Annotated in this window: 11 protein-coding genes and 3 pseudogenes; 5 read left to right on the top strand and 9 right to left on the bottom strand. The window is 69.0% G+C overall.

Annotated elements, in window-relative coordinates:
• Positions 1 to 381 precede the first annotated feature (381 nt).
• The 3 genes and pseudogenes from BN1555_RS01655 to BN1555_RS39955 form a co-directional block, all read right to left on the bottom strand.
• The gene (locus BN1555_RS01655) at positions 382 to 813 is read right to left on the bottom strand and encodes a VOC family protein (RefSeq protein ID WP_093797208.1); all 432 of its coding nucleotides are present in this window, start codon (positions 811 to 813) and stop codon (positions 382 to 384) included.
• 190 nt (positions 814 to 1,003) lie between these two features.
• Positions 1,004 to 2,400, bottom strand: a pseudogene (locus BN1555_RS01650) (PP2C family protein-serine/threonine phosphatase).
• Positions 2,367 to 3,101, bottom strand: a complete 735-nt coding sequence (locus BN1555_RS39955; RefSeq protein WP_255305825.1) for a PAS domain-containing protein — start codon at positions 3,099 to 3,101, stop codon at positions 2,367 to 2,369. The pseudogene BN1555_RS01650 and the gene BN1555_RS39955 overlap by 34 nt, the downstream one beginning before the upstream one ends.
• Before the next feature lie 275 nt (positions 3,102 to 3,376).
• On the opposite strand from BN1555_RS39955, the gene BN1555_RS01645 reads away from it, so the two are divergent.
• A complete protein-coding gene (locus tag BN1555_RS01645) occupies positions 3,377 to 3,790 on the top strand; it encodes a DUF4190 domain-containing protein (protein WP_093797206.1) in 414 nt (137 codons plus the stop codon).
• Between the two features lie 177 nt (positions 3,791 to 3,967).
• Here the strand turns inward: BN1555_RS01645 and BN1555_RS01640 are convergent.
• Positions 3,968 to 5,407: pseudogene (locus BN1555_RS01640) on the bottom strand (GMC family oxidoreductase).
• A 686-nt stretch (positions 5,408 to 6,093) separates the two neighbouring features.
• On the opposite strand from BN1555_RS01640, the gene BN1555_RS01630 reads away from it, so the two are divergent.
• Positions 6,094 to 6,819: a dienelactone hydrolase family protein gene (locus tag BN1555_RS01630; RefSeq protein ID WP_093797202.1), complete on the top strand. Its 726-nt coding sequence runs from the start codon at positions 6,094 to 6,096 to the stop codon at positions 6,817 to 6,819.
• A gap of 307 nt (positions 6,820 to 7,126) precedes the next feature.
• On the opposite strand, the gene BN1555_RS01625 is transcribed toward BN1555_RS01630, so the two are convergent.
• From BN1555_RS01625 to BN1555_RS01605, 5 genes and pseudogenes are all read right to left on the bottom strand, one after another.
• Positions 7,127 to 8,134, bottom strand: coding sequence for a recombinase family protein (locus BN1555_RS01625; RefSeq protein WP_093797200.1), 1,008 nt, complete (start codon positions 8,132 to 8,134; stop codon positions 7,127 to 7,129).
• A gap of 703 nt (positions 8,135 to 8,837) precedes the next feature.
• Entirely contained in the window at positions 8,838 to 9,185 is a 348-nt protein-coding gene (locus BN1555_RS38395) for a hypothetical protein (RefSeq protein ID WP_141662797.1), read from the bottom strand.
• A 231-nt stretch (positions 9,186 to 9,416) separates the two neighbouring features.
• Positions 9,417 to 10,213, bottom strand: a pseudogene (locus BN1555_RS01615) (IS5 family transposase).
• Positions 10,214 to 10,470: 257 nt separating this feature from the next.
• The gene (locus tag BN1555_RS01610) at positions 10,471 to 10,656 is read right to left on the bottom strand and encodes a hypothetical protein (RefSeq protein WP_093797198.1); all 186 of its coding nucleotides are present in this window, start codon (positions 10,654 to 10,656) and stop codon (positions 10,471 to 10,473) included.
• Between the two features lie 458 nt (positions 10,657 to 11,114).
• A complete protein-coding gene (locus BN1555_RS01605; RefSeq protein WP_093797196.1) occupies positions 11,115 to 12,140 on the bottom strand; it encodes a pentapeptide repeat-containing protein in 1,026 nt (341 codons plus the stop codon).
• Positions 12,141 to 12,973: 833 nt separating this feature from the next.
• Here BN1555_RS01605 and BN1555_RS01600 point away from each other — a divergent pair.
• The 3 genes from BN1555_RS01600 to BN1555_RS01585 all read left to right on the top strand — a co-directional run bounded on the left by BN1555_RS01600 (position 12,974) and on the right by BN1555_RS01585 (position 15,843).
• Positions 12,974 to 14,047 carry a tyrosine-type recombinase/integrase gene (locus BN1555_RS01600; RefSeq protein ID WP_255305824.1) on the top strand — a complete coding sequence of 358 codons (1,074 nt, stop codon included), beginning with the start codon at positions 12,974 to 12,976 and terminating at the stop codon, positions 14,045 to 14,047.
• Entirely contained in the window at positions 14,047 to 14,373 is a 327-nt protein-coding gene (locus BN1555_RS01595) for a helix-turn-helix domain-containing protein (protein ID WP_093797192.1), read from the top strand. Before BN1555_RS01600 ends, BN1555_RS01595 begins: the two co-directional genes overlap by 1 nt.
• 123 nt (positions 14,374 to 14,496) lie before the next feature.
• Entirely contained in the window at positions 14,497 to 15,843 is a 1,347-nt protein-coding gene (locus tag BN1555_RS01585) for a site-specific integrase (RefSeq protein WP_218058165.1), read from the top strand.
• Positions 15,844 to 15,913 lie beyond the last annotated feature (70 nt).

Below are 15,913 nucleotides of genomic sequence, written 5' to 3'. Positions count from 1 at the left end.
ACAGGGAGACCTTCCGCGCCCGGACCCGAGTCCGGCGCGCCCTGGCCCACCCCACCGAAGATGGTCACTGAACGCCAAGCCGGCGACTGGCTGCCCCTGGGAGGTTCTGCGGCCGCTGCCACCCGGGCGACCCCAACTGGTCCACAGCTTGGCAGCTGCTCCACCTGCTCCGGGAGCGGAGTCTGTCCGAAGGGTCGCCGCCGGTGGCCGGCTCTCGGGCACGCCCCCATGACGCGAAGGCCCGCATGGCGTCCTGGCCTCTCCCACTGTGGCACCCACCCGGCCGGCCGCCGGGACGGGCCTGCTTCGGGGGAGTGCGCCGAGGGCGGCCGGCAGACGGGGCGGGAGCCGGACAGCCGGCTCCCGCCCCGCCCTTGCCGCTCAGCGCTCCGACAGCTCCGACGGGGCCTCCTGGACCACCCAGCCGTTGCCGTCCGGGTCCTCGAAGGACATGAACGAGTTCCAGGTGTCGCCCTTGCCGTCCTCCCAGCCCGTCGCGCCGACGTGGCGGACCGGGGAGACGTCCACGCCCCGGCCCAGCAACTCCTCGCGGGCCGCCTCGATGTCCGTCACGCAGAGCTGAAGGCCCTGAAGCGTTCCCGGTTCCATCTCCTTTGTACCGGGGGCCGTGGGCATCCCGTGGAGCATCGCGATCGAACACCGGGAGCCGGGCGGTGTCATCTGGATGATGCGCATACCGGGGGCGACCTCGTCGTCGAGGTCCACCTTGAAACCTGCCTTGTCGGCGTAGAACTCCTTCGCACGGTCCATGTCGGTGACAGGGACCGGAATGACCTCGAGTGTCCAGTTCATAAGAAAAATCCTCCGGAACGCCAGCGGGTCTTGCCGAACGGATCACCCCGGTGAAGCCGAGGACCTTACGGTGCGACGGCGAACACCAGGGCGAGTACACCGTCGCCCATGAGGGAGCCGCCGCGCACGCCGACCCGCCAGTACGGCCTCACCGGTACGGCCCCACTCGGGGGCGCCCGCCCGCGGCCCGTCAACCGGGGCGGTCGGCCGGATCCGGCCGGGGCGTGGCGCCGATGCGGGCGGCCAGCAGGGCGATGTCGTCGTCGGCGGAGGCCGGAACCAGGCGGGTGATCAGCGAGTCGCACAGACGGCCGAGCGGCTGCTGAGGCTCGGTGAGCAGCTGGGTGAGGTCGGCGAGGCGTTCGTCGATGTCGCGGCCGCGGGCCTCGATCAGGCCGTCGGTGTACAGCACGAGGACGCTGCCCGGGGCAGGACGATGTCGGTCGTGGAGAAGTCGATGCCGCCGACGCCCAGGGGCGCGCCGGGCGGGGTCTTGAGCAGGCGGACGGTTCCGTCGGGCGCCGCCGCTGCGGGCGGCGGGTGTCCGGCGCGGGTGAGGGTGCAACGGCCTGTGGCGGGGTCGCAGACGGCGTACAGGAAGGTGGCGAGCATCGGCTCGGAGAGGTCGGCGAGGGTGGCCTCCAGCTGGTGCAGCAGTTCGGCCGGGGGCATGTCGAGGCGGGCGAGGGCCCGGACGGTGGCGGACAGCCGTCCCATGACTGCGGCCGCGGCGATGCCGTGCCCCATGACGTCGCCGATGAGGAGGGCCGTCTTGCCGTCGGGGAGGTGCAGTACGTCGTACCAGTCGCCGCCGACTTCGTTGACGTCGCTGGCGGGCAGGTAGCGGTGGGCCACTTCGATGCCGGGCGGCGGGGTGATGTGCTGCGGCAGCATGCTGCGCTGGAGGACGACCGCGGTCTCGTGTTCCCGGTGGTAGAGGCGCGCGTTGTCGATGCTGACGGCGGCCCGGGCCGCGAGTTCGCCGGCGAGGGTGACGTCGTCGGATCCGAAGGGGCCGACGGGCCGGGTGCGGTGGAAGGTGGCGACGCCGAGCACCAGGTCCCGGGCGACGAGCGGAACCATCATGAACGAGTGCACGCCCGCCCTGAGCAACTGGGCCGGTGCGGTGGAGTGACGGGCCGCGGGGGCGATGGCCCGCTCGTCGAGGCGGGCGACCAGGAACGGCTGACGGGCGGCGAGCGCCTGGGTGTACGGGGCCGCCGCGGGGAAGGTGAGGGTCCTGCCGAGCGGGGCCAGGATGTCGGTGATGGCCGACCCGGTCAGCGGAGCCTTGCCCAGGCGCCGCAGTGCGACGCCGCCGCCGAGGCCCGTGCCGGGCTCGTCGCCGTGGGCGAGGGTGTCCAGTATGTCGACGGTGACGGCGTCGGCGAGGCCGGGGGCGGCCAGGTCGGCCAGCTCCTGGGCGGTACGCTCCAGCTCCAGGCTGGCGCCCATGCGGACGCTGGCCTCGCTGAGCAGGGCGAGCCTGTGCCGGCCCGCCTCGGCCTCGATGTGGGCCCGCTGCTGCTCGGTGATGTCGAGCAGCGAGGCGATCACACCGATCGGCCGGCCGCCGGGATCCTCCACCCGTACGTACGAGCAGGACCACACCCGGTCGTGCTCCGGATCGGCGGGGTCCGCCCGACGCGGCGCCGGTCGAGGACCGGTTCCCCGGTGTCCAGCACCTGCCGCATCGCCTCCTCCATCTCCTCCGCGTTCACCTCCGGCAGCAACTCGGCGAGGCGACGGCCCACGTGCGCGGACTCAGGGAGCCCGTTCATCGCTTCCAGCGCTGGGTTGACCTGCAGAAACCGCAGATGTGTGTCGAGTACGGCGATACCGACGGGTGAGCGGGAGAACAGCCCGTCCCACACCGCCGACGACCCCCTGATGCGGCGTGCCGCATGGGCCTCGGCCGCGAAGACCAGCACCGCCGAGGCTCCGAGCCGCCCACTGTGCACCGGACAGGCCCAGATCTCCAGCTCCATCGGGTGCCCCTCACGGTGCCAGGCGGTCACCGTGCCCATCACGCCCCGCCCGGTGGCGGCCGTCTCCCACAGGGACCGCCCGAGGCTGCGGTCGGCCCCGGGGTGCAGGAGCTCGGCGATGTGCCGTCCCACCACCTCGGGCGGAGCGTAACCGAGCAGCTCCTGTGCGACGTGGTTCCACCGCACGATCGTCCCGTCGGCGCCGGTGGCCACCTGCGCGATGTCCAGGGCGCCCAGCCACCCACCGGCGTCCTGGGCCGCCCCGCTGATCAGCTCCCCGATCCGGGTCTGCTCGTCCATCCGCAACCCGCCCCCTCTCGAACGGCCGGGAGTACGAGTTTTCGGCGGTGGAGTGTTCCAGCGGCAGCACGGGCGCGAGGGCACTCCACATATCCCATCCTGGCCCTGCCGGCCCCGGTCCGCCCTTCGACAGCACACGCAGGGGCGTGTCCGGCGGGTCTCGTGCCGCGTGACGGCCGAGGGGACGGTCAGGGGCGCATTCGTTGGCGGAGCCGGGGCACAAGGGGGCACGTACGGCAACTCGTTGGCACGGAAGCAGAGATGAGTGTGATGACGTGTCCTTCTCCCACCACCCTCAGACGCCGGACGACTACCGGCAGACTTCCCCGGACACGGGCGTGAAGCGGAGCAACGGCCCGGCGATCGCCGCGCTGGTTCTCGGCGTCGTGGCGATCCTCCTCTTCTGGACCGTCTTCGGCGGGATCCTGCTGGGTCTGCTGGCGGTGATTCTCGGAATCATCGGCGCGCGCAAGGCACGCGGGAGCCGGGCGCCCCACGGCAAGATGGCGATCATCGGCGCGGTGCTCGGCGCACTCGGGCTGATCGCGTCCGTCGTGATCATCGCGATCGGCGCGTCGGTCCTCAACTCCGAGGAGTTCAAGAACTTCGACGACTGTGTCCAGCAGGCCGGGACGCAGAGCGAACGCGAGGCGTGCGAGCGGGACTTCAACAAGAACATCAACGACTGACATCAACGAGTGACCCGTCGGCCCTCACGGGCCGCACCGCGCCCACGGGAGACGACACGGCGGCACCGCGCGCAACGGTGAGAGCGCGCTGCCGCCGTGTCCGGCCGTGCCGGGCGGTGGTGGAAGCGGCGCTGTGGCCGGGATGGGCCGTTCCCGCACCGCCCGCTGCCCGGCCGTTCAGGCCGTCCTGATCAGACCGGCGCACTTCTCACCGATCACCATCGTGGTGATGCACGGGTTGGCCGTCGTCAGGAGCGGCATCACGGACACGTCGGCCACCCGCAGCCCCGTGACCCCTTGACCCGCGGCTGGGGATCGAGCGGCGAGCCGGCGTCGTCCACCGCGCCCATGCGCACGGTGCCCGCCGGGTGGCAGACGGTGTTGTGGGTGTCGCGGATGTACGCGAACAGCTCGTCGTCGGTCGTGGCCTCCGGTCCGGGTGCCAGCTCGGCGCCGGCCCAGTCGGCCATCGGGGCCCGCGCGACGATCTCGCGGGCGAGCCGCGGGCCGTACGTCATCACGCGGATGTCGTGCTCGTGCGTGAAGTAGCGCGGATCGACCTTCGGCTTGTCGCGGTAGTCCCCGGTGCGCAGCCGGACCGTTCCCGTGGAGCGGGCCCGTGTGACGTTCGGCGTGAGACAGAAGGCGTTGTCCGTCGTCGGGCAGCCGTGCCGGTACGTGTTCAGGTCGAACGGCACCGAGCCGTAGTGGAACATCAGGTCCGGCCAGCAGCTTCGGCGAATCGATGGCGCCGCAGGCCACGATCACCTCGCGCCGGGGAGCTACCGCCCCGGTGTGAACGGTGTCGGGCTCCAGGTACTCGACGCCCGTGCGGCACCGCCCGGTGGCAGCGCCGCCCGCAGCGCTGCCCGTGCCGCCCGCAGCGCTGCCCGTGCCGCCGTCGGGGCCGTCGTCGAACAACAGCCGTCTCGCCATGAGGCCGGTACGTACCTCCAGATTCGGCCGCTTGCCGAGCACCGGGTGGAGGTACGGGACCGGCGCGGAGGAGCGGATGCCGTCCGGGCGGGAGTTGATTTGGAACCAGTGGGCGCCGCGCACGACCGTGGTACCGGTGTTGAACGGCGTGGCGGGGATACCGGCGGCGACGCACGCTTCGAGCAGAGCCGTGCCGCACGGGTCCTCGGGCGGGACGGTGCGGATCGTCACGGGACCCGAGCGGCCGTGGTGGTCCCCGGGCGCGTCGTTGCTCTCCAGGCGCCGGTGGAGGGGGAAGCAGGCGGCGGCGCTCCAGCCCGTACAGCCCAGCGCGCCCCACTCGTCGAGGTCCTCGGCGGGTGCCCAGAAGGCGATGCACGAGTTGTGCGAGGAACAGCCGCCGAGCACCTTGGCCCGGGCGTGCCGCATGAAGCTGTTGCCGTTCTCCCGGGGCTCCACCGGATAGTCCCAGTCGTAACCGGACTTCAGCAGGGCCATCCAGCGGTCCAGCCGCAGGATGCTGTCGTCACCGACGTCCGACGGCCCGGCTTCCACCACGCAGACGGTGACGTCCGGGTCCTCGGTCAGCCGCGCGGCGACGACGGCACCGGCTGTTCCGCCGCCGACCACGACACAGTCGTACTCGGGCAGGGGGGGGCGCGGAGGGCGTGCTGAGGGCATTGCGTCTCCAGGATCGGTGTGTCGGTGTATCGACGGATCGGGTCAGGGGGTTCAGGGTGTGCCCCGCGGCGGCGGTGTGTCCCCGGCCTCGAAGCGGTGCTCGTCCAGTACGCAGGTCCTGTGCCGCTGCACCCGGGCGTCCGGAACCGCGGGTTGCTCCCGCCTGCCCCGGGCGGAGCAGCCCAGGAGCACCTGCCCGGACGCAGTGGTGACGACCGCCACGGAGCCCGACACCGCCTGCTGGTTCGGTCGTTTTTCTCCCCGGCGGTGCTGATGCCGCCCGGAACGCGCGGCATCAGCACCGCCGGGCCCGCCGCGTCGAACCGCTCGGCCTCCTGGAAGCCGTCCGTGAGCACGCCGGGTTCGCCCTGGCCCAGGGCGATGTGCCGCCGCCCTTCGGGTGGTTGTCCCAGGTCGTGCCGCCGGGGTACTGCCTCGAGGACGTGCCGTTTCCTCCACCTGCGACCGGCACGGCCGCCACAGGCGGAGTGAGTGCGGTCGGGCAGGGCTCCCTCAATGGCATGGCATGGCATGGCATGGCCGGCGGACCGGTGCGCATCGGCGTCGGTGTGCTCCGCCGGAACCAGGGCCTTCCACCGCGCCCACCCGCGGGCCCGCGTCCGCGCTGTTCCGCCGACGGTGAAGAGCGGCCGGACCGGGCTCGACGATCACTACAGTCCAGTCGCATGACGACGATTACGACGCGTACGGTCGAGTACCCGGCCGACGGTCTGACGATGATCGGACACCTCGCGCTCCCGGCCGGGGTCGACCGCCGGCCCGCGGTGCTGCTCGGACCAGAGGGCATGGGGCTCAGCGACGTCGAGCGCCACCGGGCCGATGCTCTCGCCGAACTGGGATATGTAGCGCTGGCCTTCGATCTTCACGGCGGGCGCTATTTGGGCGACCCCGAGGAGATGCTGGCCCGTTGCCTGCCGCTGCTCGCCGATCCCGACCGGATGCGGGGCATCGGCCATGCGGCGCTCGACGTGCTGCGCACCGAACCGCGGACCGACCCCGACCGGATCGCCGCCGTCGGCTACGGCACCGGGGGCGCCGTCGGGCTGGAACTCGGGCGCGACGGCGTCGACCTGCGCGCGATCGGGACGGTCAACGCAACTACCACGGGCCGACCGGGCGAGGCGGCGCGCATCCGCTGCCCGGTCTGGGCCGGGGTCGGGTCGGAAGACCCGATCATGCCGCCCGCGCAACGGGACGCCTTCGCCGCGGAGATGCAGGCCGCGGGCGTCGACTGGCGCCTCGCGGTCTACGGCGGAGCCCTGCACGCCTTCCACCACCCGCCGGTCGGCCACCCCGTGGTCCCCGGTGTCGGCTACCACCCGCAGCACGCGCAGCGAGCCTGGCGCGACGTCGTCGGCCTGCTCGCCGAGTGCCTGCCCGTAACGGAGTGAGCCAGAGCGTCAGGACTGCCGTCGTCATGACACGACGGTGTCCGCCCTCACCACACTCGACGGGACGCGTGCCGTCGAGCACTCCCACCGGCTGACCGTCCTGCGCGGGCAACTCCCCGCACACCGGGAGCCCCGCACACGCAGGACGTGAACGGCCTTGGGGACCAACGGAACAGCCAGTATCGGTGAGATTGATCTTGAACAATGAGAGGACCCCGGCGGTGCTGCCGGGGTCCTCTGCCGTGGCGGGGCAGCCGCAGGTCAGCCCTGCGGGAGCACAGTGCTCGCGAACAACAACTGGCGGCCGCTACCGGGTCTCCGCGTTCGGGTGGGGCTGGGCCTGGAGCCGTTCGCGGAGGTCGATCTCCTCGGGGGTGAGCGGGTCCTCGGTTCGGCGGATGCGTACGGGCTTGGGCCGGAGCGTCAATCCGTCGTCCACCGCGGCGCCCTCGGCTTCCGCGAGGGCCCGGTAGAGCGAGGCGACCGAGGGAGACTTGCCCGCGTTCTTCCCGGTCTTGATGGTGAGCTTCTTGGCGATCTCGGCGACGGGGACGCCCTTGTCCTTCAGGGCGACGGCGAAGGTGAGCATGTCGTCGTCGATGACCTTCGGGCGTCCGCCGTGGTTGCCCTTGGACGCCGCGGTGACCTGGCCTTCGAGGGTCTTCTCCCGGATGTAGTTGCGCTCGATCTGCCCGGCGACGGCGAGCACGGCGAAGAACATGGCACCCATGCCGTTGGGGTCGTAGATCCCGGTGAGCGGGCCGGTGAGGAGTTCGAGCTGGATGCCGCCGGCTTGGAGCTCGGCGGACAGCGTCATCAGCTCGGCGGCGTTGCGCGCGAGGCGCTTGAGCTCGTGCACCGTGACGATGACCGGTGTCTCGGGCGCGGCCTCCTTGAACTGGTGGGCCAGCGCGAGCGCCTTCTCCAGCTCAGGTCGGACCTTGACGCGGGTGCTGATCTGCTCCTTGAAGATCTTGTGGCACTCCGCCCGGTGGAGGGCTTCGAGCTGGCTCGCCAGTTCCTGCCGGGCGGTCGACGTACGGGCGTACCCGATTCTCACCGGACGCTCGGTACGGGGCGCGGGTACAACGGCGAGCGCCGGTCCCTGCTTCCACGCCCGGCCGGGGCCGCGGTCTGCGGGCACCGGGATCTCCAGTTCCTCGCGGAGTGCGGGGACGAGGAGGAAGCGCGGGGTGTGGTACTTCGCGGCGGTCTTCCCGCCCCGAGTGCGGCAGGCGCTGCCGGCGGGTGCGCCACAGTTCGGGCAATTGTGATGTTCTACCGCCAATGCGGCCTGATCAGGCGCGAGATCCATGCCGGGATTCTCTCAGAAGTGCCTCGCACAACATGCGGGTTTTGAGAGGACTTTTGCGAACGGCGACCTGCGGAAATGTGATCGCTTCCGGGTCTCTCGCAGAACTCTCACATCTGTTCATTTGTGAGAATGCCCCTGCGTCACGTCAGTTACAGGCAACTACGATGCGCGTCGCGGAGAGCTTCGGGGGAGACACCGCCGGATGTCTCCCGCTCCGTCGTACGGTGGTGTGATGATTCCCAGCTTCCACCGGACGAAGGGCGGCGCGAGGCCGGGAAAGTGGGAGGAACCGGCAGGCGATGGTGTGGGGCCTGCGTCGTCTCCGTCGCCCGTGGATGTGGTGGTTCCACGCATCGGAGGTGTCTGCTGGTACCTGGAGGAAGAAGAAGCTGGGCCGTCGTGGCTGTCCCGTGTCGGGATGAGGCTTGTCCTCCACGGGGGCGATCTGCCGGACAGGTGACTGTCAGCAGACCTCCTTACGCAACTCCAGGTCGAGGCGGACGCGAAAGGCATGATCACCTGGGAGGTGAACGTCGACTCGACCACCTCACCAGCACGCTGCCGTGGCGGTGAAGGGGGGCCTGCGAAGGCCGCCGGGCAGGATCGCCGCCGCCGAGTCGGCTGATCACGGCCTTGGATGTTCCCGCAGGCCCAGAAGCTGTCGCTGTGGCAGCTTCTGGGCCTTTTGGGCCCGGCTTCTCTGTCAGATGTAGGCGCCGCTCAGTCCAACGGCGCCGAGCCCGGTGGGGCACTCAGCCTTGGCGTACTGGTAGCCGGTGGCACTGCGTTTGATGCTTCCGTTTCCACATGCGACGGTCACCCGCACGTCTCGCCCGCTCCCCACGCAGTTGAGGTGTCCTCGACCACGGCCGGCGTACCAGTCGATCCAGCCACTGCACCCCGACGGGATGGCCATGATGGACACATCCGAGGTTGAGGCGGAGCGCGGAACGGTCTGCGTTTCGCCGGAAGCGTGTGACGGCGCGACGGACATGGCGACAGCAGCACCGGCCGCAAGCGTGCCCAGAGTAATCCGCTTTATGTAACTCACTTCGGGTATCTCCTCGTTGGTTGGATGACCTTTGCGAGAGATTTCGGATTACGAATCACACATCTCTCGACTGACACTCGAACCTTGCTGGTGTGAATCACGTGGCTGCAATACTTTCGCTGCCCCGGACAGACGTCGGGCTGTCCGGCCTGGTCAGATCGTGTCGCAGACAATGGAGCACGACGGCCTCGGGGCCGCGCTCGTGACGCCGAGGGCGGTTAAGAGGTCGTCTCATTTGGCGAGTCTGCGGTAGCAGATGAGGGTGCAGGCGATGCTGGTGAAGGCCAGGAAGTGGTCGGCTTTGCGTTCGTAGCGGCGGTGGAGGCGGCGGCACCCTCCGAGTCAGGCCATGGTGCGCTCGATGGTCCAGCGGTGGCGGCCAAGACGCTTCGAGGGCTCGATGCCTTTGCGGGCGATGCGGTGGGTGATGCCGCGGGATCGGAGCCATCCGCGCGGGTGACGGTTGTCGTAGGCCTTGTCGGCGTGGAGCTTGGCCGGCCGCCTGCGGCGGGGTCCGCGACGGGAGCGGATGGGCGGGATACCCCGCACCATGGGCTCCAGGGCCTGGCTGTCGTGCAGGTTCGCGCCCGAGATGCCGATGGAGATGGGCAGACCGGAACGTTCGGTGATCAAGTGGATCTTCGACCCAGACTTGCCTCGGTCCACAGGATTCGGACCCGTCAGATCCCCCCTTTCAGGGCCCGCATGCTCACCGAGTCGATCGCGCACCTCGACCAGTCCAACTCCCCGCGTGCGCCGAGTTCATCCAGCACCAGACGGTGGAGCTTGGCCCACACCCGGGCCTTGCTCCACTCGGTGAACCGCCGGTGAGCGGTCGGCCCCGAGGGCCCGAACGACGGCGGCAGCTGCCGCCACGTACACCCCGACGTGGCCACGAAGACGATCGCCGCCAGCACCTCACGGTCCCCGTACCGCCGACGGCCACCACCCTGCGGCCGCGACGGAGAAGGCGGCACCACCCGCTCGAACAACACCCACAACTCATCCGGAACCAACCGCTCCACAATCCCCACGGCACCAGATTACCGAATCAATCCAAATGAGACGTCCTCTTAGGCGAACCGTTTCCGCGACGGATGTTCAAAGCTCGGCAACGTGTCCAGGAAGTATTTCGGTCGAAACACTTCCTAGACACCCGTTCAGCGAGGGCGGACGGTACCCGCTGGCTTGGAGGACATCGCTCTGGGTTCGAACGCGGACAGATGACGGTGGCCCCGAGGCTGGCATGGCCGCGCGTGTGCGAGGCCATGCCCTTGCCGTCAGCTCAAGATTCGGAGAGATCGCCGGCCAGGATGGGGATGTTGTCGAGGACGTCGGAGAGGGGGGTGTCGGCGCTGCCAGCGACGCGGATGAGGTCGCCGAGGGAGTCGGTGGGTGCGGCTGTTGCGGTGGTGGTGGTGAGCATGAGGAGTGCTCCGGTCCCGAGGATGAGGGCACCGATACGGCGCATGGGTGGGCCTTTCATGTATGGCGAATGAGTCGCCCGACGTATGCCCCCGCCGCTGCGTGGAAATGTGTTGTGTCACCCGTACGTGAACGGGCCCCGTGGGCAGATTCCCCGACACCACACTTCGGTTCGCCCGAACCAAAGTCGGCGTGCCGTGTCGACGTAACGAACATGCCGTACGTGCCTGAACCGGCGTCGGGGACCAACGGAACAGCGGTTAGCGGTAGCGGCAGTTCCGCTTGTGGCTCTCGCAGATACGACCATCTGTGAGAAATCTGAGAATGACACCCGGGTGATCACGTTTCCGCAGGTCGCCACTCGCGAAAGCCCTCTCAAAACGGGGGTTGAGGAACAACAACGTCAGGACGTGCGCTAAGCCCTCCCGAGCCTGATGGGATGGCTTGTATTTCCTGAGTCGCTTGAACCGCGCTCAAGGTGACTGCCTTACCTCCGACCTTCGGCTAATTGCTTTCCACCTCGGCAATCCGTGCTGTGACGGCGGGGTCTTTGGCTAGGGCGGAGGGAAGCTTGGTCGTTGAGTCGATCACAGCAGAAATGACCTCACGCACTTGCAGACCCCGCGCGTGGGTGAGGTCCGCACCGATCAGGTCCGCGCCAATGAGCTTCGCACCGATCAGGTCCGCGCCAATGAGCTTCGCACCGATCAGGTCCGCGTCAATGAGGTTCGCGCCGGACAGCTCCGCGTAGGGCAGGTGCGCGTCGGTCAGGTCCGCTTTGGTCAGGTTCGCGTTGGTCAGTTTCGCACCGATCGGCTCCCGGCTCAGGACCCCGATGGTCTCCTTGGGCTTCACGTCACGGAAACGGGGCTGGAGTTCGATGCCGGACAGGTGGGTGTGTCGCAAGTCGAGGTAGAAGAACTTGTCGCGGGTGGTGTCGCGGTAGGCGAGGACGGTGAGGGCGGCGTGTACGTCGGCAGACACCTCTCCGTCCTTGGAGGCTTTGTCCGTGTGGGTGCGGATGTAGGTGGCCAGGACGTTGGCGATGGTGGGATGATCGCGGGGGGAGTCCTCCATGATGCGCTGCAGGGCGTAGATGCCGCCCAGGCGGACATCCATAGCCTTCTTGTCGAGGCTTTCCACGGCCTTGGTGTACCGGTCGGTGATCTGTCCTTCCTGGGTGACGTTGAGCTCCTGGCTGCTGATTTTGAGCTGGTCGCGGACCTGGTTGTTGGAGTACCAGATGCCGGCTGCCGCGATGAGGGGCGAGAGGAGAACGCCTAGCACGACGGCGATCAGTTCGGTGCGGCGGGCCCAGTCCAGCCCTTGGCGGGACGAGGTGGCACCGTCCCGTTCCGGTTCGCCGACGGCGTCGGCGCGGGGTGCACGCGGGGGGACCGGTCGGGCGGCGGCCGGTGAGGGCGACGGTAACGGCGCGGTGCTCAGGTGGCGCCCGATCGGATTAGGTCGGCCGGGCTGTGTGGCGCGGCGGGCAACCCGGTGCAGTTGCTGACGGCGTCGATAAGGCATGAGGAGTATTGGACCGTAGCCGTCAGGGTGGCCGTGGCGGTTCCGTCGGACGCAGCGCGGGAGATTGGGGCCGCACACAGCCGGCCCGACGGCCGACACCCTCCGGCCTCCCCCATCAAGGATCGACGGAGGCTAGCGCACGATCTGACAGGGATGTTCCTCAGCCCCCAAAACCCGCACGTTGTGCGAGGCACTTCTGGGAGACTTTCCGGATGGATCTCACGACCGATCAGGCCGCACTTGCCGCAGAACGTCACGTTCTGCGGCATACCGGGCAGAGGGAGCTATGACTGAAGGCCCAGAGCGTCGGCAGAGGTCCGAGCGGGTATCGGCCATCGGGTGTGTGATGGGCTTTGCACTCCTGGTGGCAGGGGTCGTGTGGACGATGATCTTTGGTCGCTAGCGTGTGTGCGGTGAACTCACCTTGGTCGAAACCCGGTGCTAGGGGTGGTCCTTCTGTGCCACCCCTGCGACCTCCACGTAGTCGTAGAGGTCGCCGAGCGCGATGACCGGAAGCGGAACTGTCGCTACCGCTAACCACTGTTCCGTTGGTCCTACCGGCGCCAATTGCATCGGATGCGAATAGGCGACACCCGTCCTGGAGATTGGCCCACGACCGCATGGAAGTGGTCTCACCAGGGACGCTGACCTCGGAACCACGGTAGCGGTCTCCTCGGCGGACGCCTGCGAGTCTCACTCCATCGAGCGATTGAACTGCGAAGACGTCCCCCGGTCGCATCTGATGCGAAATTCTCGCGTCAGATGCGATAGACGGACAGTGATGGCGGATGGGTGGAGACGGCCTTGTTCCAGGGGCTGCTCGGCTGCACTTGGTGGACGGGCTGCCGTTGTTGCGGCCGGACGAGCAGGTCTTCGAGGCGATGATCAAAGGCTGGCGCAACCAGCAACTCGCCCGGAACCTGTCGATGGGATACGTCGGTGACCAGGAACGCACAGTCCGGGCCTTCACCCGGCACGCCGATGCGATGCCGTGGCAGTGGACGCCGCAGCACGTCGACGAGTGGTCGGCCGATCTGCGGGCCGTGCACGGCTGCGTCCGCTCCACCCTGCGCAACTACCAGGGCTCCGTACGCCAGTTCTGCGACTTCCTGACCAACCCCGCCTACGGCTGGACCGACGAGTGCCTGCGGCACTTCGGCACCCACCCGGTCCAGGTGGTCTACGACTGGAACGCCGCGGCGCACGCCGACGAGGCCGAAGGCGAGCCGGAACGACGGGCCTTCACCCGGCCCGAGCTGGAGGCGTTCTTCGACCATGCCGACGAGGAGGTGGTGCGCGTTCGCGGCAAGGGCCGCAAGGGCTGGTTGCCGGCCTTCCGCGATGCCGTCCTGTTCAAGGTTGCGTACGCCTACGGCCTGCGCCGCAACGAGACCCGGATGCTGGATCTCACCGACTTCGGCCGCAATCCGGAAGGCCGGGAGTTCGGCGAGTACGGCACCCTGCTGGTCCGCTACGGCAAGGCCAAGAAGGGCTCACCGCCCAAGCGTCGCAGCGTGCTGACTGTCTGGCACTGGACACCCGGCACGATCGAGGAGTGGATCAGCGAGGTCCGGCCTGGGATGCGGCATTCGACCAGCAGAGCCCTCTGGCCGTCCGAGAGAGGCCCGCGGATCGGGGTCCAGCGGCTGGACTCCCGCTTCGCCTCCTACCGGGATGCCGCCGGCTTGGACCCCGCGCTGGAGTTCCACTCGCTGCGCAGGTCCTACATCACCCACCTGATCGAGGACGGCCACGACCCGCTGTTCGTCCAACAGCAGGTCGGCCACGACCACGCTTCCACTACCGCGATCTACACCTGCGTCTCCTCCGACTTCCGCACCCGCTCCCTGCGTCGCGTCCTGGACGCCACCATCGAGGCCGCTCTGCGGCCGGGAAGGACCTCCTGATGCCACGCCAGATCAGCTACCGGTGGCGCCTGCGCGAGCTGATGGCCGCCCGCGGCATGTTCACCGTCGCCGAGCTCATGCCGCACCTGACCGAACGCGGCATCACACTGTCCTCCTCCCAGGTCCACCGCCTGGTCTCCGGCACCCCGGAACGGCTGTCCCTGCCGGTGCTGGCCACCCTCTGCGACATCCTCGACTGCACACCCGCCGATCTGATCGCCACCTCGGCCCAGAACCTCCCAGCCCGTCGCGCCGCCGGCGAAGAGGTACCGATCAACCTCGCTGCCCGACGACCCACGCGGGTCCGGCTGACTCCCGAGAGCTGAGCGATGACGCCGGAAGAGTACGAGCGTTGGCATGTCCGAAACTGTGCACGCTGCGGCCGTCGGGCGGCGAAGTCGGCGGAATGGTCGGACGGCCCAATTTGCCGGACCTGCTATGACCGCGCGATGCGCGTCCGCGGCTCCTGCCTCAACTGCCGAACCGACCGGCTACTACCCGGTCTGGACACCGCCGGTAATTCAATCTGCCGCGACTGCGCGGGCATCACCCGCGACTTCTTCTGCGACCGTTGCGGCTTCGAAGGGCTCCTACTCGGCGGGCGTCTCTGCGAACGCTGCACTCTCGCCGACGCCCTCGCCCGCCTCCTCGACGACGGCACCGGGCACGTCGCGCTTCCGCTGCAACCACTGGTCACCACCCTGCTGAAGATGGACCGGCCCAAGAGCCGACTCATCTGGCTCCGCAACCCCAACGTCGTCCGCCTCCTCCGGGGCCTGGCCACCGGCACCATCCCGCTCACCCACGACGGACTGCACCAGGAAGCACCCTGGCGAACCGTCGCCCACCTGCGTGACCTGCTGATGGACAGCGGCGTCCTGCCACGCGTCGACCGGCAGCTCATGCTCTATCAGCGCTGGCTGACCGAACGACTCGCCGTCATTGAGGACCCCGAACACTGTCGGCTTCTTCAGCACTTCGCCACCTGGCACCAGATGCGGCGCCTGCGGAGCAAGGCCGAGAAGGGGCCTCTGGGACGCTCCCAGACCAGCCAGGCGAAACAGGAGATCACCCAGGCAGGCGCCTTCCTCGTCTGGCTCGCCGACCGAGGCCGCGCCCTCGAACACTGCCAGCAGGCCGACCTCGACGCCTGGCACACCGCGAAGCTGGCCACCCGGCGCCCGGCCCAGACGTTCCTGCGCTGGTGCATGAAGACGAGCCGGATGCCCCGCCTCACCCTGCCACCCCAGGTCATCAACCAGGACCAAGCGCCGCTGCACCAGCACCGCCGACTCGCCATTCTCCGGCGGACCCTCAACGACGACTCCCTGTCCCTGCGGGCCCGGGTCGCCGCCGCGCTCGTTCTCCTCTACGCGCAACCCGTCACCCGCATCGTCCGCCTCACTGTCAACGACGTCATCGACGACGGGGCCACCGTCACCGTCCGGCTGGGAGACCCGCCGTCCCCGCTTCCAGAGCCCGTCGCTGACCTCATGCGGGCATACGTCCAGTCCCGCCAGCACCTGCCCTACGCCAGCAGCAGAAGCTCACAGTGGCTTTTCCCGGGCCGCCAGCCCGGACAGCCTATGAATCCGGTCAGCCTCCAAGTCCACCTGCGGAAGATCGGCGTCCCACCGCAACGCGGCAGGACCTCCGCGATCCGTCAACTCGTCCTCCAGGCACCGGCTCCCGTCATCGCGAAAGCCCTTGGCTACCACGACAAGACCGCCACCCGGCTAGTCACCGAAGCCGGCGGAACCTGGAGCCGATACGCCCCCGGCGACCACACACGCTGACGGGGGCGACATGGTTACTCTGGCGGGCCAACTTCCCGGGACCGGCATGATGTCAGTACCAGGTGGCATG

Origin of the sequence: Streptomyces sp. Wb2n-11 (assembly GCF_001049855.1) — a bacterium.
Taxonomy (GTDB): Bacteria; Actinomycetota; Actinomycetes; order Streptomycetales; family Streptomycetaceae; genus Streptomyces; species Streptomyces altiplanensis.
Note: the sequence above shows the minus strand (reverse complement) of the source record. Positions and strands in the feature narration are given on the sequence as shown.